The 23707-nt window shown below is 55.8% G+C and carries 12 protein-coding genes; 9 read left to right on the forward strand and 3 right to left on the reverse strand.

Annotated features, from left to right (window positions below):
- The first annotated feature begins 14 nt into the window (after positions 1-14).
- From gltB to Pla100_RS22440, 7 genes are all read left to right on the forward strand, one after another.
- Positions 15-4592 (forward strand): glutamate synthase large subunit, encoded by a 4578-nt coding sequence (gene gltB / locus Pla100_RS22410; RefSeq protein WP_146580335.1) that lies wholly within the window; start codon positions 15-17, stop codon positions 4590-4592.
- A 175-nt stretch (positions 4593-4767) separates the two neighbouring features.
- Entirely contained in the window at positions 4768-6270 is a 1503-nt protein-coding gene (locus tag Pla100_RS22415) for a glutamate synthase subunit beta (protein WP_146580337.1), read from the forward strand.
- A gap of 394 nt (positions 6271-6664) precedes the next feature.
- The gene (lpxK, locus tag Pla100_RS22420; RefSeq protein ID WP_146580339.1) at positions 6665-7735 is read left to right on the forward strand and encodes a tetraacyldisaccharide 4'-kinase; all 1071 of its coding nucleotides are present in this window, start codon (positions 6665-6667) and stop codon (positions 7733-7735) included.
- An 801-nt stretch (positions 7736-8536) separates the two neighbouring features.
- Positions 8537-9874 carry a DUF1501 domain-containing protein gene (locus Pla100_RS22425; RefSeq protein WP_146580341.1) on the forward strand — a complete coding sequence of 446 codons (1338 nt, stop codon included), beginning with the start codon at positions 8537-8539 and terminating at the stop codon, positions 9872-9874.
- A complete protein-coding gene (locus Pla100_RS22430; RefSeq protein WP_146580342.1) occupies positions 9871-10839 on the forward strand; it encodes a WD40 repeat domain-containing protein in 969 nt (322 codons plus the stop codon). Before Pla100_RS22425 ends, Pla100_RS22430 begins: the two co-directional genes overlap by 4 nt.
- A gap of 109 nt (positions 10840-10948) precedes the next feature.
- Positions 10949-11944 carry an alpha/beta hydrolase gene (locus Pla100_RS22435; protein WP_146580344.1) on the forward strand — a complete coding sequence of 332 codons (996 nt, stop codon included), beginning with the start codon at positions 10949-10951 and terminating at the stop codon, positions 11942-11944.
- 40 nt (positions 11945-11984) lie between these two features.
- On the forward strand, positions 11985-13388 hold the full coding sequence (locus Pla100_RS22440) for a sulfatase (protein WP_146580407.1): 1404 nt from the start codon (positions 11985-11987) through the stop codon (positions 13386-13388).
- A 375-nt stretch (positions 13389-13763) separates the two neighbouring features.
- On the opposite strand, the gene Pla100_RS22445 is transcribed toward Pla100_RS22440, so the two are convergent.
- The 3 genes from Pla100_RS22445 to Pla100_RS22455 form a co-directional block, all read right to left on the reverse strand.
- Positions 13764-15590 (reverse strand): arylsulfatase, encoded by a 1827-nt coding sequence (locus Pla100_RS22445; protein ID WP_146580346.1) that lies wholly within the window; start codon positions 15588-15590, stop codon positions 13764-13766.
- Between the two features lie 284 nt (positions 15591-15874).
- Positions 15875-17368, reverse strand: coding sequence for a sulfatase family protein (locus tag Pla100_RS22450; protein ID WP_231603376.1), 1494 nt, complete (start codon positions 17366-17368; stop codon positions 15875-15877).
- A 116-nt stretch (positions 17369-17484) separates the two neighbouring features.
- Entirely contained in the window at positions 17485-18942 is a 1458-nt protein-coding gene (locus tag Pla100_RS22455) for a sulfatase family protein (RefSeq protein ID WP_231603378.1), read from the reverse strand.
- A 226-nt stretch (positions 18943-19168) separates the two neighbouring features.
- Between Pla100_RS22455 and Pla100_RS22460 the strand changes: the two genes are divergently transcribed.
- On the forward strand, positions 19169-21931 hold the full coding sequence (locus Pla100_RS22460) for a PSD1 and planctomycete cytochrome C domain-containing protein (RefSeq protein WP_197168153.1): 2763 nt from the start codon (positions 19169-19171) through the stop codon (positions 21929-21931).
- 11 nt (positions 21932-21942) lie between these two features.
- Complete coding sequence (locus Pla100_RS22465; protein WP_197168156.1) at positions 21943-23403, forward strand: DUF1501 domain-containing protein; 1461 nt, start codon at positions 21943-21945, stop codon at positions 23401-23403.
- The last annotated feature ends 304 nt before the right edge of the window (positions 23404-23707 follow it).

Raw genomic sequence — 23707 nt, forward strand, 5'->3', positions numbered from 1 at the left:
AGCGTCCCAAAACGATGACAAAGAAACCCCTTTACCACCTACCGCCGGCTCAAGGTCTGTACGATCCGACGATGGAGAAAGACGCTTGCGGTGTCGGATTCGTCGCTCACATCAAAGGTGCCCCGAGCCACCAGATCGTCATCGACGCCGATACGATTCTGCAGAACATGGACCACCGTGGCGCCTGTGGTTGCGAACCCAACACGGGCGACGGATCGGGCATCATGTGCGGTCTGCCGCATAAGTTCCTTCGCAAGGTGGCCAAGGCCGACTTGGGCGTGGATTTGCCCGAAGCGGGTAAGTTTGCCGCCGGTTTGATCTTTTTGCCGCCTGATGATGCGGAGCGGAAGATCTGCAAGGACACGATGGAACGTTTGATCGCCGAAACCGGCCAAACCTTGATCGGTTGGCGTGACGTGCCGCAGGAAACCGATGCCGCCGACGTCGGACCGACCGCTCGTAACAGTGAGCCGGTGATCGAACAGCTGTTCGTCGGTGCAGCGGATGGTTTAACCGAAGAGGAGTTCGAGCGACAGCTTTACTTGATTCGCAAGCAAGCCAGCCACCAGCTCCGCGGCAGCGATACGCTCGAACAAGCACTCGTGTTTTACGTTTGCTCGCTGTCGACGAAGGTCATCATTTACAAAGGCATGTTAACGCCGGCACAGGTGATGCCGTACTTCCCTGATTTGCGCGACGAAGATTTCGAAACGCACTTGGCGATGGTTCACAGTCGTTTCTCGACGAACACGTTCCCGAGCTGGGACCGGGCTCAGCCGCTGCGTTTCATGAGTCACAACGGTGAGATCAACACACTCCGCGGTAACCGTAACTGGATGCGGGCTCGCGAAGGCATGGCCGAGTCGGAAATTTACGGCGAAGAATTGCAAAAGTTGTTCCCGGTCATCGAACCGCATTTGAGCGATTCGGGAACGTTCGACAACGTGCTCGAGTTTCTACTGATGAACGGCCGAACGTTGCAGGAAGCCATCATGATGATGGTGCCCGAAGCGTGGCAAAAACACCAAACGATGCCCGAGGAAAAACGTGCATTCTACGAGTACTTCAGTTGCTTGATGGAGCCTTGGGACGGCCCGGCGTCCATCGTTTTCACCGACGGGCATTACATCGGCGCGACCCTCGACCGAAACGGTTTACGTCCGAGTCGTTATTACATCACCCACGATGATCGGGTGATCATGGCGAGCGAAGTTGGCGTGTTGCCGGTCGATCCGTCGATCGTTCGCGAGAAAGGTCGACTGCAACCAGGCAAAATGTTCCTGATCGACTTCGAACAAGGTCGCTTGATCCCCGACGAAGAACTCAAGAGCGAGTTCGCCCGCCGCAAACCTTACGGCGATTGGCTGAAGAAACAACGCATCCGACTCGCCGACCTGCATCCGGAAATGGAAGGCCACGGGTTCGACGGTGAGACGCTGCTCAACCGCATGCAAGCGTTCGGCTACACCGCCGAAACGATGAATTTTATGTTGCGCCCGCTCGTCGAGCAACTTCGCGACCCGGTCGGTTCGATGGGTAACGACTCGGCACTGGCTTGTTTGTCGGACAAGCCTCGGATGATCTATGACTATTTCAAACAACTCTTCGCTCAGGTTACCAACCCGGCGATCGATTCGATTCGCGAAGAGGTGATCATGTCGTTGGAATGCTACATCGGTCCGGAGCAAAACCTGCTCGCGGCGACCGAGCAGCATTGCCATCGTTTGCTCGTTGATCATCCGATTCTGACGAACGAAGAAATCGCCGCGCTAAAACACATCCATCACCAGGGATGGGACAGCTGCGTGATCGACATCACTTTCGATCGAGCGGAGGGCAAAGACGGAATTCAAAAGACGCTCGACCGAATCTGTGCCGAGGCCGAAGCGGCCTGCGATGCGGGGATCGAATTGGTTGTCTTGTCGGATCGCGAAGTCTCGCATGACCGCGTCCCGGTCAGCATGTTGTTGGCGACCGGCGCGGTTCACCACCACCTGGTTGCGCAGGCGAAACGAACCCGCGTCGGTTTGATCGTCGAAACCGGCGAAGCTCGCGAAGTCCATCACCATTGTTTGCTGATCGGTTACGGTGCTGATGCGATCAACCCTTATCTCGCGTTCGAAGCATTGTGGCAAGCCCACCGTGATGGCCTGATGAGCCCGTCACTTGATGACGACAAGATCGTTTATGCCTACCGAAAGGGTGTCGCCAAGGGAATGCTCAAGGTGATGGCCAAGATGGGCATCAGCACGTTGCAAAGTTATAAAGGCGCACAGATCTTCGAAGCACTCGGTCTGAAAGACGAGATCATCAATCGATGCTTCGTCGGCACGGCGAGTCGCATTCAAGGCGTGTCATTCGACATCATCGCCGAAGAGACAATGCGTCGACATCGACTGGGCTTCCCAGATCGCAAGGACGATGGATTGCCGTCGCTGCCAAACTTGGGTGAGTATCACTGGCGAGCCGAAGGCGAGAAACACGCCTGGAGCCCTCAGTCGATTACGAGTTTGCAGTTGGCGGCTCGGAATAACAACGAAGACGCGTATTGGCAGTTCGCTCAAACGGTCAATGCCGACAATCGCAATCGTTGCACGCTGCGTGGATTGCTCGGTTTCAAGGAAGGCGTTGCCGGCCCGTCGATCCCGCTCGACGAAGTTCAAAGTGCCCAAGACATCGTCAAGCGATTCTGCACCGGCGCGATGAGCTTGGGCAGCATCAGCGCCGAGTCGCACGAGACGCTCGCGATCGCGATGAACCGATTAGGCGGCAAAAGTAACACCGGTGAGGGCGGGGAAGATCCCGTTCGTTTCCAACCTCTTTCGAACGGTGACTCCAAACGCTCGTCGATCAAGCAAGTCGCTTCGGGACGTTTCGGCGTCACGATCGAATACTTGACCAACGCCGATGAGTTGCAAATCAAGGTTTCGCAAGGTGCCAAACCCGGTGAAGGTGGCGAATTGCCCGGCAAGAAGGTCGACAATTACATCGCCGGAATTCGATACAGCACACCGGGCGTCGGGTTGATCAGCCCGCCACCGCACCACGACATCTATTCGATCGAGGATTTGGCTCAACTGATCCATGATCTCAAGAACAGCAACCCGGCTGCTCGAGTCAGCGTGAAGTTGGTCAGCGAGGTCGGCGTCGGTGTGATCGCATCGGGTGTCGCCAAGGCGCATGCCGATCACATCCTGATCTCCGGTGATACCGGTGGTACCGGTGCCTCGCCGTTGACGAGCATCAAGCACGCCGGCTTGCCGTGGGAACTCGGGATCGCCGAAACGCATCAAGTGCTCGTTCTCAATGACTTGCGCAGCCGCGTGGTGTTGCAAACCGACGGTGGTTTGAAAACGGGACGCGACGTCGTGATTGCCGCATTACTGGGAGCCGAAGAGTTCGGCTTCTCGACCGCGCCGCTGATCACGCTCGGTTGCATCATGATGCGAAAGTGTCACCTTAATACATGTCCGGTCGGCATCGCGACCCAGGATCCTGAACTACGTAAGATGTTCACGGGCAAGCCCGAGCACGTGGTGAATTACCTGTTCATGGTTGCCGAAGAAGCCCGACGCTTGATGGCGAAATTGGGATTCCGGACGATCGATGAAATGGTCGGCCGCAGCGACGTGTTGATGACCGACGACGCGATTCGTCACTGGAAGAGCGACGGACTCGATCTGACGCCGGTATTGCAACCGGCCAATCGTGCTCACGATGAGGTCGGTGTGATTTGCTCACGGGCTCAAGATCACGGACTCGAAAAGTCGCTCGACATGACCAAACTGCTCGGCGAAGCACGCAACGCGATCGATACCGGCGAGCCGATTCGGATCATTTCGCCGATCATCAACATCAACCGAACCGTGGGCACAATCGTGTCGCACGAAATCGCCAAGGTTCATGGTCAAAAGGGTTTGCCAGATGACACGATTCACATCGAATTAACCGGATCGGCTGGACAAAGTCTTGGCGCGTTTCTCGCTCACGGCGTGACGATCGAACTCGAAGGCGACGCCAATGATTACGTCGGCAAGGGTTTATCGGGCGGACGCATATTGGTCTACCCGCCTCGTGAACGAACCTTTGTTCCCGAAGACAACATCATCGTCGGCAACGTTTGTTTGTACGGTGCGACCAGCGGTGAAGCGTTCTTCAGCGGCCGAGCTGCCGAGCGTTTCTGCGTTCGCAACAGCGGGGCTCACGCAGTCGTCGAAGGCGTCGGCGACCACGGATGCGAGTACATGACCGGCGGACGCGTCGTCGTCTTAGGTGAAACAGGTCGCAACTTCGCCGCCGGTATGTCCGGCGGGATCGCCTACATTTGGGATCGCAAGGGCGATTTCAATTTGAATTGCAATTTGGCCACCGTGGAATTGGAAACGATCCAACCGGGTGAAGACGAAGAGTTCGTCAAGTCGATGATTTCACGACATCACGAGTACACCTCCAGCAATATCGCCGCGAAAGCGTTGGCCGATTGGCCGACGTTCTTGAAGCAGTGCGTCAAAGTCATGCCGACCGACTACAAACGCGTGCTGTTGGAACTCGAAGCCAAGAAGAAAGCCCAGCCGGTTCCCGTGACCGCGTGATCTACAGGTAACGCATTCCGCGTGTGGCGGCGACTTTCAGTCGCCGTTTGAAAGCTTGGCGACTGAAAGTCGCCACCACTGATTGTTCACGCGATGCTTAATACGAATACTTAAACGAAAACTGACACACTCGGCCGGTCCGAACCGGCCTCACCTGACTGAAAGGGACCTGACGATGGGAAAGCCGACCGGATTCAAAGAGTTTGATCGCGAAAAAGTGCCATGGCGTTTGCCGGTCGTTCGCATCAATGACTACGACGAAATCTACACCGAACACAAAACCGAACAGCTCAAGACCCAAGGCGCTCGATGCATGGATTGCGGCGTTCCGTTTTGCCAGTCGGCCAGTGGTTGCCCGATCGACAACTTGATTCCCGAGTGGAATGACTTGGTCTATAACAATCGCTGGAAAGAAGCGATCGAGCGATTGCACAAGACCAACAACTTCCCTGAATTCACCGGTCGGGTATGCCCCGCTCCGTGTGAGGGTGCCTGTGTGCTCGGCATCACCAACCCTCCCGTGACGATCAAGAACATCGAAAACGCGATCGTCGATCGGGCTTGGGCGGAAGGTTGGATTAAGCCAGAACCACCGCAGTCACGAACCGGCAAGAAAGTCGCGATCGTCGGCAGCGGTCCGGCCGGACTCACCGCCGCCGACCAGCTCAACAAGGCCGGTCATTTGGTCACCGTGTTCGAACGGGAAGACCGAATCGGCGGTTTGTTGCAGTACGGCATCCCGAACATGAAACTGTCCAAAGACGCCGTCCAGCGACGCGTCGACAAGATGACTGCCGAAGGCATCGAATTTCGAACCAGCGTGAACGTCGGCAAAGACATCTCGCCCAACGAGTTGCGTGAACAATACGACGCCGTTCTGTTGGCGTGTGGTGCGACAAAACCTCGCGATTTGCCGATCGCCAATCGAGATGCCAAGGGCGTTTATTTCGCGATGGAGTTCTTGACCGCCAACACGCAACAACGCGTTCACGGTGACAACCTCAACGGCCGCTTCATCAGCGCCGAAGGCAAAGACGTGATCGTCATCGGTGGCGGTGACACGGGGACCGATTGCATCGGCACGAGTATCCGACATGGTTGCCGTTCGCTCGTTAACTTTGAACTTCTTCCCAAACCGCCTGAAGGTCGCGCGTCGGATAACCCATGGCCGGAATGGCCGCGTATCTTCCGCGTCGATTATGGTCACGAGGAAGCCGAAGCCAAGTTCGGCAAAGACCCGCGTGAGTATCAGCTCCTCAGCAAAGAGTTCTTAGTCGATGGGGATGGCAAACTCAAAGGCATCAAGACCGTCCAAGTTCAATGGACCAAAACCGCAGAAGGCGGATGGCAGATGTCCGAAGTCGAAGGCAGCGAGAAGGACTGGCCGGCGCAGTTGATTCTGCTCGCGATGGGTTTCCTCGGTCCCGAGCAGTACGTCGCCGAGAAGCTCGGACTGGAAACCGATGCACGCAGTAACTTCCAAGCCGAACACGGCAAGTTCGCGACCAACCTCGAAGGCGTCTTTGCCGCCGGCGATTGCCGCCGTGGCCAAAGCCTCGTCGTCTGGGCGATCAACGAAGGCCGTGGTGCCGCGCGATCGATCGACATCTATCTCGAAGGCACCAGCACGCTGGCCGCTCCCGGGATTACGATGGGAACGGCTCTGGCCGGCGTTTAGGGATTCATGATCGAGCGTAACGCATAACGGCCGAACGGCTCGTGCTTGTATCGCTCCCCTGCCAGCTCGTCTGGCAGGAAGCCGAGGTTGGCAAGCTAGACACGAGCCGCAGTTTTCCCAACCTTCCGAGTTTCACTTGTGCTCGCCGCTTGAAGCGGCGAGCACAAGTGAAACTCGGAAGGTTGGGAGGGCGTCGGTGTCTAGCTTGCAAACCTTATTCACCCACGAGACGAGCTCGTGGGGGTCAAAAAGATGTGTAGGATAAGGAGGGCTCCCGCCTGGGAACGGACTGCCACTGAGGCTCCGCCTCCCGAACCCCAAGTCCCCGAACTCGTCCGGGGAATACAATCGAGTTCGCACACGACACGAGCCAATCACCGACAAGTCCATCACCATGAATTTCGATCATCGTTCCCTACTCAGCGGTGAGTCGAAAGGGCCCCGAGCATGGGCAACACGGTCGGGCCTGCATGTGGCGAGTTGGCTCTACGGAGCTGCAGCCCGATATCGTCGTTTCCAATACGATCAAGGTCGCAAGCCGATCCTCCGAGCCGATGTGCCCGTGATCAGCGTCGGCAATCTCACGACCGGCGGCACGGGCAAAACACCGATCGTTTGCGAAATCTGTTCGAGTTTGCGCGAAATGGGGCTCCGTGTTTCCATCGTCAGTCGTGGCTACGGTGCGGGCGAGTCGGGCGTCAACGACGAAGCCATGGAGATCGCCGCGAGGTTACCTGACGTGCCCCACGTCCAGCATCCCGACCGAGTCGAAGCGGCACGGATTGCCGTCGACGAACTCGAAGCCGAAGTGATCGTGATGGATGACGGTTTTCAACATCGACGTTTGCACCGGGATCTGGATATCGTCGTCATCGACGCGACCTGCCCGTTCGGGTTCGGTCATCTTTTACCGCGAGGCTATCTTCGCGAGCCGGCGAGTAGTTTGTCTCGAGCAGGACTCGTGGTTCTCACGCGAACCGACCAGGTAGCCGCCCAACAAATCCAAAGCATCCGATCACAAGTGCATCGCCATGCACCGGAGATCGAGATGATTGAGACGGTTCATCGGCCGGTTTCGATCGGTTTCGAGCATACTGCCAAACGATCCATCGAGACGCTCAAAAATCGTCCGATCGGATTGATCTCAGCGATCGGCAATCCGGATGCGTTTGAGCGAACCGTCCGTGCATGTGGTGGGATTGTGCGGGATCATTTTCGTTTGCCCGATCATGACGGCTACGATCGTGACACTCGAAAAGATTTGCGTGCGTGGGTGGACGCACTCAAGAGTAAAGGTGAACTGCGGACGATCCTTTGCACGCACAAGGATCACGTCAAGCTCGCCACCGATCAGATCGCCGGAGTCGAGCTCGGTTTTTTGATGATTGACTTGCAAATCGTCAGCGACGGAGGTGCGGAACTCTTGGGTCGACGTCTTACCGAGACGACAAGCCGTCAGTTTTGAAGTCGCACTTTTATCGTAACCCGCTGCGTAAGCTCTTTATACCCCACAAGTCCTCATGGATTGCTCCCCTGCCAGCTTGTCTGGCAGGAAGCCGAGGTTAGCAAGCTAGACACAAGCGGCAATTTTCCCAGTCCACCGAGTTTCACTTGTGCTCGCCGCTTCAAGCGGCGAGCACAAGTGAAACTCGGTGGACTGGGAGGGCGTCGGTGTCTAGCTCGCGAACCTTATTCACCCACGAGACGAGCTCGTGGGGGTCAAAAAAGATGTGGGGTATAAAGAGCTGCGTAAGCGAGGGATAATTGATATTGACTCATCCCTCGCTCACGCTTCGGGTTACGATGCAAACTAAATCAACAGCCCGCTAGCGCCGTGTTGATTTGATCGTAACCCGAAGCGTGAGCGAGGGATTCAGCGCCATTAAGTCCTTTGTATGCATCCCTCGCTCACGCTTCGGGTTTTGATGAGGACTAAATCAACAGCCCGCTAGCGCCGTCGGCTCACGTCACAAACCCTCGTTTTTGGTACTGACGAAGCACGAGTGCCGATCGATTCTTCATCCGAAGTGCGTTTGAGAACGTCCCCTTCAGTCCGATGAGGCTGGTATCATTAAGAGCCTATCCGAAAAGGGGTCTGACCCTCTCCAGCGAAACCAGAAAAGCAACGAAAACTGACTCGCCTCCAAAGGGTCAGACCCCTCTTCGGATAGGCTTAAAAGACTCCTAGGACGGTCCGTTGTCCAGCGAAACGAACCTGGGCCGTTCGACGCTTGGAAATACCGTTCGTTCAAGAGACACCGCAAGAATGATAAAACTTAAACGAACCTGGCATCAACGATGTGACGGTGTTCGACGTCGAGATCTTCTTCATGTCGGCGGTCTAACTGCCCTGGGGATGGGCCTGCAAGATTGGTTGGGGTGCCGGTCGACAGGTGCCGGTTCGATCGAACCGGTTCGAGCACGATCCTGTATCCTAATTTGGCTTGACGGTGGCCCCAGTCATCTCGAAACGTTCGATCTCAAACCAGACGCTCCGGCGGAAGTGCGCGGTCCCTTTCAACCGATTCGTACCAATGTGCCCGGGATCTTGATTAGCGAGTACTTGCCCGAAACCGCCAAGGTTATGGATAAAATCGCGATCATTCGTTCGATGACTTCCACGCTCGGCGAGCACAATTTCGCCAGTCATTACTTACTCACGGGATACAAGCCGACTCCCGCGTTGGTGTATCCCGGCATGCCGGCGGTGGTATCTCACTTGGATGATGGCTCGACGGCGATGCCGTCAAATGTGGCCCTTGATCGCCCCAATGCAATGGCTGGTTCCGGTTACTTAGGCAGTTCCGGTGCGCCGTTTGTGGTCAGCGGCGATCCGTCGAGGAGCGACTTTCGCGTGCAAGACCTATCGCCCGCGGCGGACCTTGCCCAGCACCGTCAAGCCCGTCGCCGACGTCTCCGCGATGCCGTGGACGATTTCGTTCGGGGGCAAGACCAGGCTCGTCCCTCGAACCAAAACGCTTCGGCGTTCGATCAGGCTTACGACTTAATCGCTTCGGCAGAAGCCCGCCAAGCCTTCGACCTGGACCAAGAACCGGCAACGATCCGCGCCCGCTACGGTGCTTATACGCTCGGGCAGAGTTGCTTGATGGCAAGGCGATTAGTCGAGGCAGGTACCAAGTTTGTGACCGTCACTGATCGCGGTTGGGACACGCACGAACAGCTTTTCACGCGGCTCAAGGAAGGCTATACGGGCGGAAGTGTCGGTAAGATTCCCAAACTCGATACCGCGTATTCGGCACTCGTTGCCGATTTAGCGGAACGTGGTTTACTCGACACGACACTCGTGATCCTGATGGGCGAGTTCGGGCGAACGCCGAAACTCAATCCAAGTGGTGGACGTGATCACTGGCCGCGCGCGTTCAGCGTCGCACTGGCTGGGGGAGGCATCCAAGGGGGCCAGGTCATTGGTCGATCCGATTCGCACGGCGAACAACCTGCCGATCGCCCGGTCACGCCAGCGGATTTGGTTCGGACGATTTACAACCAGATCGGCATCGACGGCGATCATGAACTGCGAACCTCCGACGGACGACCGGTGCAAATCAATCGCGACGGCCGATTGATCCATGAGCTAATCTCTTGACTCGAATCACACGTCGTGTCGCTTTCGCATGGCTCGCCGGATCGGCGGCAATGGTCGATCGCTGCGATGCCGCGAGTTCGGTTGATGCCGCCTTGACGACGCTGGTGCCCTGCCCCGACGGTGCGATTATCCTCGCCGGTTCGCAAGCGGGGGTAACCATTCATGATGCCAACTCATTGGAAATGCTCGACCGTTGGAAACCGGCGATGGACAACGTCCATGACTTGTGTTTCCATCCTGATAAGAAATCACTGGCCGTAGCGGGTGGAAATCCAGGTCAATCGGGCATCGTTGAGTTGGTCGATTGGCCCACCAGAGAACTTAAACGGCGATTCGAGGGACATGATGACATCGTCGACAGCGTTGACTTCTCGAGTGACGGAAAACAGCTCGTCACCGCGTCGGCCGACGAAGTTTGCAATGTGTTTGCGACGTCACAAACGAAACCTTTGATTCGTTATACCAAGCACAGCAAGGGCGTACGAAGTGTTCGATTCTTGCCGGACGACCGCACGATCGTCAGTGCTTCGCGAGATGAGACACTGCGAGTTTGGGAATCGACATCAGGGAACACACTCCGCACCCTTCACAATCATTCTGCTGAGGTAAACGCGTTGGCATTGCGCCCTGGAACGCAAGACTCGCTTCCGATGATCGCTTCAGCCGCCGCAGATCAGACGGTCCGTTTTTGGCAGCCAACGATCGGCCGAATGGTCCGCTTCATTCGGCTCGATAGCGAACCGTTAGGAATCCAGTGGAGCCACGATGGCAGTCATGTTTGGGCGGTGTGTCGCGATGGCGTTTGTCGCCGCATTGACGCGGCACGTGTTGAAGTGGTTGCGGCTGAACAACTCAGTGGAGTCTGGTTGTATGATGTGGCCATTGCCGCTGGAGTGATTGCATGTGATAGCGATGGTCAGTTGCATCGCTGGCCGGTTGATGAGTTTCGCGAAGAAAATAAGTAGTGGCCACTACGGCGGATAGGGTCAGTGAAGGCATCGCAGGCAAGTTGTGCTAAACTAGCGGCCTTCCATTGAATACACGAACTCCTGATGACGAGACTCCTAAACTGTCATGACTCAATCAAACATTATCACGTTCGCGTTTGTTTCCCTCTGTACCGTTGCGTCGCTAGTCTCTGGTAACTTGACCGCGGATGATGTGGCCGTCGATCGGAACGGCGGCAAGAAAGTTGCCAAACAACAAGTCAAAGCCTCGTACACGCCCGACGAGGTCATCGCTTACAGAACGGTCGAAAAAGCGGATGGAACTTCAGACGATTTAGATTTGAATATGTTCTATCCGCCTGGTCACAAGGCGAGTGACAAAACTCCTTGTATCGTGTTCTTTTTCGGTGGCGGATGGAGCGGCGGAAGTCCGTCGCAGTTTTTCCCGCATTGCGAATACCTGTCCGAGCGAGGAATGGTCGCGATCTCGGCCGAGTACCGCACCAAATCATCCCATCAGGTCCAACCGAAAACGTGCGTGTTCGATGGCAAGTCGGCAGTGCGTTGGGTACGCGAGCACGCGACGCGATTGGGAATTGATCCGAACCATGTCGCCGCCGGAGGCGGTTCAGCAGGAGGCCACGTCGCCGCCGCGATCGCCGCATGCACGAAGCTCGAACAATCCTCGGAGCCCACGGCCACGACCTGTCTGCCCAACGCGTTGGTGCTTTTCAACCCGGTGTACGACAACGGCCCGGACGGTTACGGCAACGAACGTGTGAAAGAGTATTGGGAAGTTTTCTCGCCCATGCACAACATTCACTCCAAGATGCCGCCGACGATCGCATTCTTTGGTACCGAAGACAACCTGATTCCAGTCGAAACGACGAAAGCGTTCGGGAAGGCAATGCAAGATGTGGGAGTTCGGTATGACAATCACCTATACGAGGGCCAAGGCCACGGCTTCTTCAATGCAGGCCGCAGCAAAGCCGGTACGGACTATTTTGTCGAAACGGTTCGCGAAGCCGACAAGTTCTTGGCGAGTCTTGGATTCCTCAAGGGTGAGCCGACGATTAGCCGTTTTGTCAACAAGAGTTCCGCACAACCATCGAAGTCCAAGTAGAGCCACCATCGTGAAAAGTTTATTTTGTCTCGTCGTTCTGATGACCGCGACGATCGCTCATGCAGCGAACACTCAACCCAATTTTGTCGTGTTCCTTGTTGACGATTTGGGGTTCATGGATATCGGAGCGAACAATCCCAATTGTTTCTACGAAACACCGAACATCGACGCATTGTCAGATTCGGGTATGCGGTTCACCAACGGTTACGCCGCCAACCCAGTGTGCTCGCCGACACGGTACAGCTTGATGACCGGCAAGTATCCGACTCGAGTTCAAGCGACGAATTTTTTTTCCGGAAAACGTAGCGGGAAATTCAATCCAGCCCCACTGAACAGCAAGATGCCGCTCGATGAGGTCACGATCGCACAGGCACTCAAGGAGAAAGGCTACGCGACTTTCTTTGCCGGGAAGTGGCACCTCGGTGAGACGGAGGAGTATTTCCCGCAAAACCGTGGCTTTGATGTCAACATCGGTGGGCACAGCGGCGGTGGGCCGTACACCGGAAAGAAGTACTTTGCGCCGTTCAAGAATCCGCAGATCAAACAGGAGAGTCCCGAAGGCGATCACCTGCCCGATCGACTCGCCCGTGAGACGGCACATTTCATCGACGAGCATCAAGAACAGCCGTTCTTGGCATACCTGTCCTTCTATTCGGTTCACACCCCATTGATCGGTCGGCCCGATTTAGTTGAGAAGTACAAGCTCAAGGCGGCATCGGTTTCGGGTCAAGAGTTCGCCTCCGAAGAACAGGTATTTGGCGATCAGCCGCGGCAAGTTCGCATCCTACAGAAACACGCGGTGTACGCCGCCATGGTCGAAGCCATGGACTTGGCGGTAGGCAAGGTTCTCAAGCAGCTTGAAGACACCGGACTTGCCGACAACACCGTCGTCGTGTTTACCTCGGACAACGGTGGACTGTCGACTTCCGAAGGTTCGCCAACTAGCAATCTACCGCTGCGAGGCGGCAAAGGATGGATTTACGAAGGAGGAATTCGGGAACCCTGGATTGTGCGTTACCCAGGTGTGACGACACCCGGTGCGGTGAGTGATGTTCCGATCTGTTCGATCGATCTCTTCCCGACGATTGCTGCAGCAGCCGACGTGACGATCGATCACCAAGTCGATGGAATTGATCTTCGCCCCGCATTGGAAGGACAAACTCTCGATCGAGAGGCGTTGTATTGGCATTATCCGCACTACAGCAACCAAGGCGGAATACCCGGCGGGGCGATCCGTATGGGAGACTTCAAACTCATAGAACGCTACGAGGATGGTCGAATTCATCTCTATAACCTGCAAGACGACATCGGCGAGCGAATCGATCTTGCCGAGAAGATGCCCGAGCAAGCGAATCGAATGCGAACTCAGTTGCACCAATGGTACCAGAGCGTCGACGCAAAGTTTCTTTCCGAGAAAGACGGCCTGACTCCCTGGAAACCTTGAAGCTAGACCCTGGTTGCCATGCTTTACGCCGAGCGCGTTGGATTATCTTGTCTTTACTCCGAAGGCGTTGTCAGCGATTAGCCGTTTTAACGCTAGCGGCGTGTTGATTTAATCGTAACCCGAAGCGTGAGCGAGGGATGAGTCAATATCAATAATCCCTCGCTTACGCAGCGGGTTACGAAAAAATCGCAACTTCAAAAAGCGTTAGCGAGGGATTCATCGCCATTAAATCCTTTGTATATATCCCTCGCTGACGCTTCGGGTTGCGATGCTAACTAGATCAACACGCCGCTAGCCACGGTTCCGTCGTAAAAAACCGGGGCTAGCGTTCAAACGGCTATTGTTGCCAACCTAAAGTTGAATCTAGACAAAGCACTAAGGTAGCAATGTTAGCGTCACCCGACGAACGTCCATGACGGAGTCGCCGGGAATCTTCACTGCTTGCAGGATCAATTCAGATTCGCCCTGTTCGAGCTGCATTGTTCCGAGTTCGAGCGTGTGGAACTCTTTCATCTGGGATTCCGCCGGTGGGCGGGGTAGGGTGTCTTGGTTGGTGTACAGGGGTGGGTCCCAGCCTGGCGTAACCTTTCCGCTGACGCTGTGTTTTCCGGATCGTAATTCGACGGTCGAACCGGCATCGTCGATCGGACAGGTGTAGTCGATCGTCACTCTGTATTGGCCTGTCGTGTTGACATCCAACAGCCATGTCATCTTGCCCTGAGTTGTCTTCCAGTTGACGAAGTACGAACAATTCGGTGCGTTGCTGCTTCGTTCGACCCCACCGTCGGGCGTGCCATCGCGGGCGGGCAGCATCGTGATTGGAAACTCTTGATAACCGACCGGAATGGGACGGGGATCGACGGCGTTGCGTTGCTTGGACGCCTTCGCGTCGGCAGGCCGAGCGAGCACTTCCTTCGACCATGCGGTAACCGCTGCCGATAGTCTCTCGGCGACTTCCGGCCGTTGTGAAGTGATCGCAGTTTCTTGGTTAGGATCAGCGGTCATATCAAAGAGGTTCCCTTGATGGTCGAGTCGGTATTGCTGCGTCCGAACGCTGATCTTGCCTGCCCAAGTCGAGAATAGCTCGCGATCAGACCACGGGTCATCCGAACCCTTCATCAGCGGCGTCAGATCACGCCCATCGAGAGGCTTGTCTCCGACGCGTTCGACGCCCGCCAAGCTCGTCAACGTTGGCAACAAGTCGATTGCACCGGAGATCCGGTCGGACCGCACGCCCGCAGGTAAAACGGCCGGCCAACGGAAGTAGCAAACCGATCGAATGCCGCCTTCGTCGGTTGATCCCTTGCGGCCCTTCATGCCTCCGTTCCAACGCCAGGAGTTGGGGCCGTTGTCGGAAAAGTAGACCACGATCGTGTTGTCGGCGATCTTCAGGTCGTCCAGTTTACCCAGGACGCGACCGATGTTCATGTCTTGGTTCTCGACCATCGCCAACGCGCAGCGGGTCTCGTCAAGATTCTCCTGTTTCGGTAGCGTCCCCGTTTGCAAGATCGGCTTGTCTTTGAACCGATCCCAGTTCTCTTGAGGTGCCGCCCAGGGTGAATGTGGGGTCGTGAAAGGGACGTAGCAAAGGAACGGTTGGTCTTGATGACGATCGATGAAATCAATGGCGCGGTCGGTGCAAACGTCCACGATGTAGCCCTTCGTGCGAACCATCTGGCCGTTGTCGTCCAGAGGCGAGTCAAAGTATTCACCCCAGTGACCGGCGGTGTGACCCAAGTATTCGTCGAAGCCTCGTGCCATGGGGTGATAGGGCCACTGCGTTCCGTTATGCCACTTGCCGAACGCACCGGTCGCATATCCAGCGGCTTTGAAAGAATCGGCGATGGTGGTCTCGTCCAAGTTCAATCGTTCTTGGCCCGTCGAAACGCCCCGAACTCCTCCGCGAGGATGATAACGGCCGGTCAGAAATTCAGCCCGAGTCGGCGAGCAAACCGGGCAGACAAAGAACCGATCGAGAGAGACACCTTCACTCGCGATCGAATCGATGTGAGGAGTATTGGTTTGCCGATTCCCCGAGAAACCAAAATCTCCCCAGCCTGCATCGTCGGCCAAGAAAACAACGACGTTCGGTTGGGTGCTCTCGGCATGGGTGAACTCAGCCGATCCCAACAGGAAGAAAAGACCCCAGCAGGAGATAAGGCGAAGTGTTACGTTCAAATGTTTTTCGAAGATGTGGTTCATGAGGAAGTCTCGAGTGGGGCGAGGCTGTTAAGGAAGGAAAATCAGTGATCAGCCGCAACTCGCTTGCGGGCTGTTGATTTAGTGTGCATCGTAATTCGTAGTGTGAGTTTTGTAGTTGCACTTTTATCGTAACCCGCTGCGTAAGCGAGGGATCATTGATACTGACTCATCCCTCGCTTACGCCGCGGGTTACGATTAATTCAACAGCCCGCTAGCGTGCGGTTATCTTGGGAACCGCACGCCAGCGCGTTGCGGTTGACTAGGTGGTTTATTGCGACCGCGACCTAAGGGAAGGATTTCGTGTTGGCGATTGCGTTTACCCGGACGGTGCCGTCGGCGTGGATCAGGGGTTCGGGATTCTCGAATCGGCCCAGCGGCCGGCATCCGGGGCCGATGTTATTGGTTCCCAGATCCTCGTTCACGGACTGCGCAAGTCGTTGAAGCTGCATCACCATCTCAGGGTTCGCTTTGGATAGATCGTTGGTTTCTCCGATATCATCGCCCAGGTGAAACAGTTGGGGGCTGGGCGTTCTTTTGTTTGCATTCCGGTTTGGATCCGCGACCGAGAGATGCAGTTTCCAAGGCCCCGACCGCACCGCTTGGAGATTCAAGCCGCGAAAGTACAAGAAATCTTGACGCGGTTCGTTTTCGGGATCTCCGAACAGCACCGGAGTGATGTCGACTCCATCGATCTTACAGTCTTGAGGTGGTCGGGTACCGGCAAGGCTCGCGAACGTGGGCAGGATGTCCATCGTACTGGTGATCGCATCGGTGCTCGTTCCTGGCGGAATTTTTCCTGGCCACCACGCGACCGTGCAAACGCGAATGCCACCTTCCCATGTTTGTCCTTTGCTTCCGCGTAACGGCTGGTTATTGGATCCATGATTGAGGGCTCCGCCGTTGTCGCTCGTGAAAATCACCAGTGTTTCGTTCTGAAGATTCAACTCGCGAATCGTGTTCATGATTTCTCCGACGCTCCAGTCGACTTCCTGGGCCCAATCGCCGATCAAACCATTCGGTGATGTTCCGATGAAGTCCTTCGAGGGGTAGAGCGGAAAATGAACCGCCGAATGCGGAAGATAGACAAAGAACGGCTGATCTTGATGATCGCGGATGAACTTGGTTGCTCGTTCGGTGTATTGCCGTGTGACTTCGGCTTGTTCTTTGGCACCGACCCGGCCGACCACCTTGTCATCTTCTAGCAACGGTAGCGGGGGCTGTGCCCTGCCTCGGATGCCAAGCTCGTCGCGATTGTTTCGATCGTTGGCGAGTTGTTGTGGTGACGCCTCGGGGAGCGGTTTGCCAGGATTGCTCTTGGATCCGTCTTGCGGAGGTCCCATGTCATTGGAATAGGGAATTCCGAAATAAGTGTCGAATCCCTGGTTGGTGGGTAGGAACGGGGGTTGGTCACCTAGATGCCATTTCCCGAAACAGGCGGTTGCATAGCCGGTTTGTTTGAGCAACTCGGCAACCGTGACTTCGTCAGGGTTCAGACCAACTTCGCCGGCCGGGAACAGCACATGGGAAATCGGTAGCACTCGTTTGGGATAGCAACCGGTCATTAACGAGGCACGCGACGGAGAGCAAACCGGCGCCGCGTAGTGGTTGGTCAGCCGACGGCCTTCGGCGGCCATCTGGTTCAAATGGGGCGTTCGATTGTCCGATCCGAATGGCCCGATGTCGGCATAACCCAAATCGTCGACGTTGATCAAAACAAAGTTGGGCAACCGTTCATCGGCGCTTGCGATGTCGAACCACGCCGCTGAGGCAAGAGCCATGGCTATCCATACGAGCACGATTCGATTGGCAGAGAGAACCGTTGTGCACTTCATTCGACGAACCTTCGTGGCATTAGCGGGAACAAGAGTCCTTGGTTGAGATATGCTTGAATCGATCACTTGCTTGTCTCCTTGCGGTTGTTCTTTTTCTCGCCCGCTCGTTTGGGTCGAGCCGGCTTGGTGTTGGAATGTCGGGGCATCCGCTCCAACGCGGCCATTTCGGTGGGCTGTCCTTGGTCGCCTTGTGATTTCATCCATTGGTCGAGCTGAGAGCGGAGTTCATCGCGGACGTCATTCAGGCTGGGGTTGGAAATGAGGTTTTCGCGATTGAAAGGATCAGATTGGCAATCATACAGTTCCTCGGCGGGACGATGTTGGTAGTCATGAACCAGGCGTGCCGCGTTCGCGTCTCCCGCTTCTGCCATGGCCCGCCAAGTTTTGAACGTGGGGTCGGCAGTGGCGGCATTTTTGAAGGTGACTTCCGGTGTCAAGTTGCGGACATAGCGATACCGTTCGCCACGAACGCTGCGGATACCGTAGTAGTCTGAACCGTTGTTGATTCCCCGAGTGGTTTGCAACGAGAACACATACGACTTGTGACGGTCCGATTCGCCTTGGAGCACACTTAGAAAACTTCGCCCGTCGAGCACATCTGGAGCTTCAATTCCGCACGCTTCCAAGAAAGTGGGCACGACATCGACATACTCAACCATCGCGTCGGATACGCTTCCGGGTACGACGACATCAGGCCAACGCATGATGCAGCCGCTATGAACGCCCACGTCGTAACACGTCCATTTCGCAAACGGAAACGAGTTTCCTTGTTCGCTCAACACCATCACGAGCGTGTTCTTGTCGTGCGAGTGTTTTTGCAACAACTTCATGACTTGACCGACTTGATCGTCAAAATAGGTGATCTCGGCGAGGTACTTGGAATAGCCTTGACGCGTGTCAGGTGAATCTACCAAGACCGGCGGCAGCGACAACTCGTCGGGCGGATAAACCGATGCGTCGCCTTTGTTCCAAGGGGAGTGAGGTTCGTTGGAGGCGGCGACCAGCAGGAAAGGGGTTTCGGATGACGCACACTCACTCATGAACGAATCGATGACCGCCATATCCGGGTTGTTACGATCGGCGGAATACTCGAATGGAAAGACCGAACGCGGCTGGATATGCGTTTTGCCCGACAGATGCGAGCGATACCCGGCATCGTTCAAATAGGTCGCGATGCTTTGCACCCAGTCATACGCCATGGTGTGGTTGGGATAAGCACCGGATTTCACGGGGTAGATACCGGTATACAGACAATGCCGCGTCGGCGAGCACATCGGTGCCGCTTGGAAGCACCGTGTGAACTTCATGCCGTCCGAAGCAAGTTGATTGAGATTCGGTGTTTTAGCCTGGCCGCCATAAACGCCAAGGTCCAAATAAGTACAGTCATCGGCGATCATGAGCACCAAATTGGGACGTGGGGAATCCGCATGAGCGTGTGGCAGGACCATCGCGAACAGCGCGACGGCGAAAACGAACGGGAATCGTTTCCTTGCAGGACTGAATGGTGTCGTGGGGATCACGCGTGTTCCTTTCGGTGTGGCTTCGGGGGAGCATGCTTGCTCGACGGTCAATCTTGTGGTGACGACAGCATAACCGATGCAAAGCCCATCGTAAAAATTTGACCACCGGTTGATAGTCCGCTAAGCTGAACGTCCCTCCGGGTAGCCTATGCCCAGCCCCTCTCGCCCTCATTTCGGCCCGCTAATGCTCACGCTATCACCCGATCGGACTGGTTGTCGGTCGAAGATGACCGATTCCGACTTGCGGACGATTTGTGGGCGACTCGCGTCTCTTTGGTTGATCGCGGCGGTCATCGCTGTTTGGGGCGGCAACGCAAACGCTGAAGATCTAAGTTCCGCTGCCTATTATGTCGATCACATCAAACCGCTTTTGGCGGAAAAGTGTGTGAGTTGCCATGGACCACTGCAGCAAAGTTCTGGCTTGCGACTCGATGCAGGCCAATTGATCCATGAATTCGCAGAGGCCTCGGAGCTCATTGTGCCTCGCAAAGTCGATGCAAGCGAGTTGATAGTTCGGGTAATGCATCCCGATGAAGAACAACGGATGCCGCCGCCGGGCGAAGGCACGGCATTGGACGTTGACGAGGTCGAGCGACTGCGGCACTGGATCGAATCCGGGGCGAAGTACCCCGGTGACGAAACGTATCTTGATTCGCCTGAACAACACTGGGCATTCCAGCCACTGACGCGACCGATGGTTCCCCAGTTCCATCTCGAATCGACATCTGCGACCGATGCCATCGAGTCTCGTTCGACCAATCCGATCGATGCGTTCCTGCAATCAAAGCGAGTCGAGCGAGGTGTGCGAACGTTCGGCCCTGCGGATTCAACAACCATGCGACGAAGACTGAGTTTTGATCTGACTGGCGTTCCCGATACAACTCGGTCGGCCATCGATTTCCAGCCGAGCGGTGAAGAGGGAAGCAAGCGACCGATGATCTCCCGTGACTTCATTCGTGTGGTTGATCGAATGTTGGCCAGTCCCGAACATGCCGAACGTTGGGCCAGGCATTGGATGGACGTTTGGAGATATAGCGACTGGGATGGCTACAAAGAGGAACTTCGCGGCAGTCAGCGGCACATCTGGCACTGGCGTGATTGGATCGTCGATTCGTTAATGGACGACAAGCCCTATGACCAAATGGTCGTCGAAATGTTGGCGGCCGACGAATCCGATCCACTCAGTCGTGATGCTCTGCGAGCCACCGGTTTTTTAGCGAGGAACTTTCACAAATCCAATCGGAACATCTGGCTCGACTCGACCGTTGAACACACCGCTAAAGCGTTCTTGGGATTGACTCTCGCTTGTGCAAAGTGCCACGATCACAAATACGATCCGATTGCCCAGGAAGAGTACTATCAGTTTCGGGCGATCTTTGAACCACACCAGACACGAACGGACCATGTGGAGGGGGAGGTCGATACAAAGCAAGACGGCATTCCTCGCGCTTACGATTCCGACCTCAGCGCGAAGACTCCATTTCTAATCGCCGGCGACGAAAAGCGGCCTGACGAATCGAGAACCATTGAACCGAAAACGCCTTCGATCTTGGGGGTCGATTATCAAATCTCGCCAGTCGATCTTCCGCCCCTTGCTTACGCACCCCATCTGCAAAAGCACGTTCGCCAACTGCTCGTCTCCGCTCAAGAGCGTAAGTTGGCCGAGACCGAAGCAACTTTCAATAAAAATCCGAACGACCCGATCGCCAAATTGGCATTGGCGGCTCAGCGGGCGAGCATGGACTCGTTGATGGCTCGTTACGAAGCTGATGAAGCGAGATTCTTGCCGAATCAAACTGAAGAAGATACTCGCCGCCTGGCGATGCGAGCGAGTGCCTTACAGAACGAACATCGTTTGGCGGAAGCTGATCTGAACGTTGCTCGAAAACGCAAGGCGTTGGAAACCGCCGAGTCATCTCGGGATAGTTCCGACAACGACGATGCGAAGAAACAGCAAAAGCAAATCGAGGACGCGAAACAAAAGTTGTCTCAAGCCGAATCCGAAAGGGATAAAGTGAGTGCGGCGGTGAGCTCTCATGGCGAATCACCAAACGTTTCCTACGATTCCATCGCGAAGACCTATCCTAAAACGAGTTCGGGACGCCGGCTCGCTTTGGCACGATGGATCACATCGCCGAGCAATCCACTCGCCGCCCGCGTCGCCGTCAATCACATCTGGATGCGTCATTTCGGGAAACCGCTAGTCGCGCAAGTCGACGACTTCGGTTTGCGCAGCCCCGAGCCCCTTCATCGCGAATTGCTCGATTGGTTAGCGGTCGAGTTCATTGAGGGTGGGTGGAGAATGAAACCATTGCATCGATTGATCGTGACTTCTCAAGCGTATGCATTGGCGTCATCGGGAGATGCGGAATCGACCGCGACCAATTTGGAGCGGGATCCGGACAACATGACGTATTGGCGATTTGATCCGATTCGGCTGGAAGCGGAGGCCATTCGAGACAATCTGATTGCCGTGGCTGGTCAACTCGATCGTCGTCTTGGTGGCCCTGATATTGACCACGCTCGAGGCGAAGATGTGATGCGACGAAGTCTGTATTTTCGCCATGCCTACGAAAAACAAATGACGATGCTGACCACGTTCGACGCCGCCAGTCCCAACGAATGCTATCGCCGCGATACCAGCGTGATTCCTCAACAAGCCTTGGTGCTTGCCAATTCCAAACTTGCGCGTCAAATGTCCGAGACGCTTGCCGAGCAACTGCATCAAGGGGTAATTCGATGTTGCCAGGATGAGCATTGTCGGCACGTGCCGGACAAGACCGCCGACGAGCGATTCGTGAAAGCCGCATTCCAACGTGTTCTTGGACGTCTGCCGAGTCCTCAAGAACAACGTCTGTGCTGCGAGTTCTTAACCCGACCATCCGGGCAGTCGGGTACGTCGGATGTTTCCGTAGCGCTACCGCAACAAGCACGAGCCAGCTTGGTTCACGTGCTGATCAACCACAACGACTTTGTGACCATCCGATGACCCAACCTTCCATGAACGAAACACTTCAACGACGACGGTTTCTCTTTGATATGGGATTGGGTTTCGGCGGTGTCGCCGCCGCATCGATACTTGCCGACGATGTATCGACTGCGAACGCGGCGGACTCGATTCAGCGAGCCGTCGCGTCCGTCATTCCTGCCAAAGCCAAAAGCGTGATTTGGCTGTTCATGATCGGTGGGACCAGTCACATGGAGTCGTTCGACCCCAAACCGGCGCTGAATCAGTACGCGGGCAAAACCGTCGAAGAGACGCCTTTCAAGGATGTCCTTGAATCGCCGTTTTTAGCGAATGAACGTGTAGTGGCCTTTGATCCCAATAACGGTTTCATTCGCAATGAGATTTATCCGCTCCAGGTTGGATTTCAAAAACACGGTCAATCCGGCTTGGAGATCAGCGATTGGTGGCCTCATCTCGCCAAGCAATCCGATGATCTTTGTCTGATTCGAAGCATGTGGACTGAAGACAGCAATCACGGTGCTCAGTTGCAATTTCATACCGGGCGGCACCGTGTCGATGGTTTCTTTCCGACGATCGGGTCGTGGGTGAATTATGGTCTCGGATCCATCAATGAGAACCTTCCTCAGTTTGTCGTGATGGGAACTCCGATCGCCGACTGCTGTGGTGGAATGGAGGCTCATCGCGCGAACTACCTGGGACCTCGGTACGATGGCGTGCCACTGAGCGTGGACCCCAAGAATCCATTGCCGTATGCGAAACCGCCTCAACACATCGATTCTGATCGGCAACAATCCGAGTTTGAACTGCTTCGCTCGTTGAATCAGATGACGGCTGACGCGTACCCGTCCGATGATGCCGTACGAGCAAGAATGGAAGCCTATGAGTTGGCGTTCCGCATGCAGACGGCTGTGCCGGACGTGGTTGATTTCACCGACGAGGCGGCCGAAACCAAGCAGCTTTACGGGCTCGACCAGAAAGAAACCGAGCCTTTCGGGCGGCAAATGCTTGCCGCGCGGCGGTTGGTCGAGCGAGGCGTTCGCTTCGTTCAGGTTTACCACGGTTCCAATGGAGGCGCTGGAAGTTGGGATTCGCACAAAGGTCTCAAGACCAACCACAGTCGTTTGTCCCGCCAAGTCGACCAACCGATCGCCGCTTTGCTGGCGGACTTGCGCCGGCGTGGGTTGTTGGATGAAACACTCGTGGTGTGGGCGACGGAGTTTGGACGTACGCCGGGATCACAACACGGCGACGGACGTGACCACCATCCTTATGGCTTTACGGTTTGGATGGCGGGCGGCGGCATTCGTGGTGGATTGGCTCACGGTGCTACCGATGAGATCGGATTTCACGCCGTCGAAGACCGTCACTACGTCACCGATGTCCACGCCACGGTGCTGCATCAATTAGGCCTCAACCCGCGAGAGCTTTCGGTTCCAGGCCGAAAACGTCTCGAGAAAGATTATGGCACTCCGATCAAGGCAATCATTGCCTGATCACTGCGTTGCCGAAACATCCGGTGTCGCGGGCTTCCATTGGTTGATTCCACCGGATGCTAATTGTTCACGGTACGCTTCGTGATACGGCCTCACAGGGCACATCTCCACCGTTTCGTTGATCATCATCGGCCGAGTCTCGCTCCACCATGCGTCGTAAGCCTTGCGCATCGCGGCGTAAGCGTTCTATCTCCCCATGTTGACAGGCGGTTTAGCGTGACAGGTTTGTTTCCACCTCCAGGAGAAAACCATGAACGCGTTTCCCAATCCCGAGCTCGCCAGGCAGTGGCGTGAGCGAATCGAG

Origin of the sequence: Neorhodopirellula pilleata (assembly GCF_007859915.1) — a bacterium.
Taxonomy (GTDB): domain Bacteria; phylum Planctomycetota; class Planctomycetia; order Pirellulales; family Pirellulaceae; genus Rhodopirellula; species Rhodopirellula pilleata.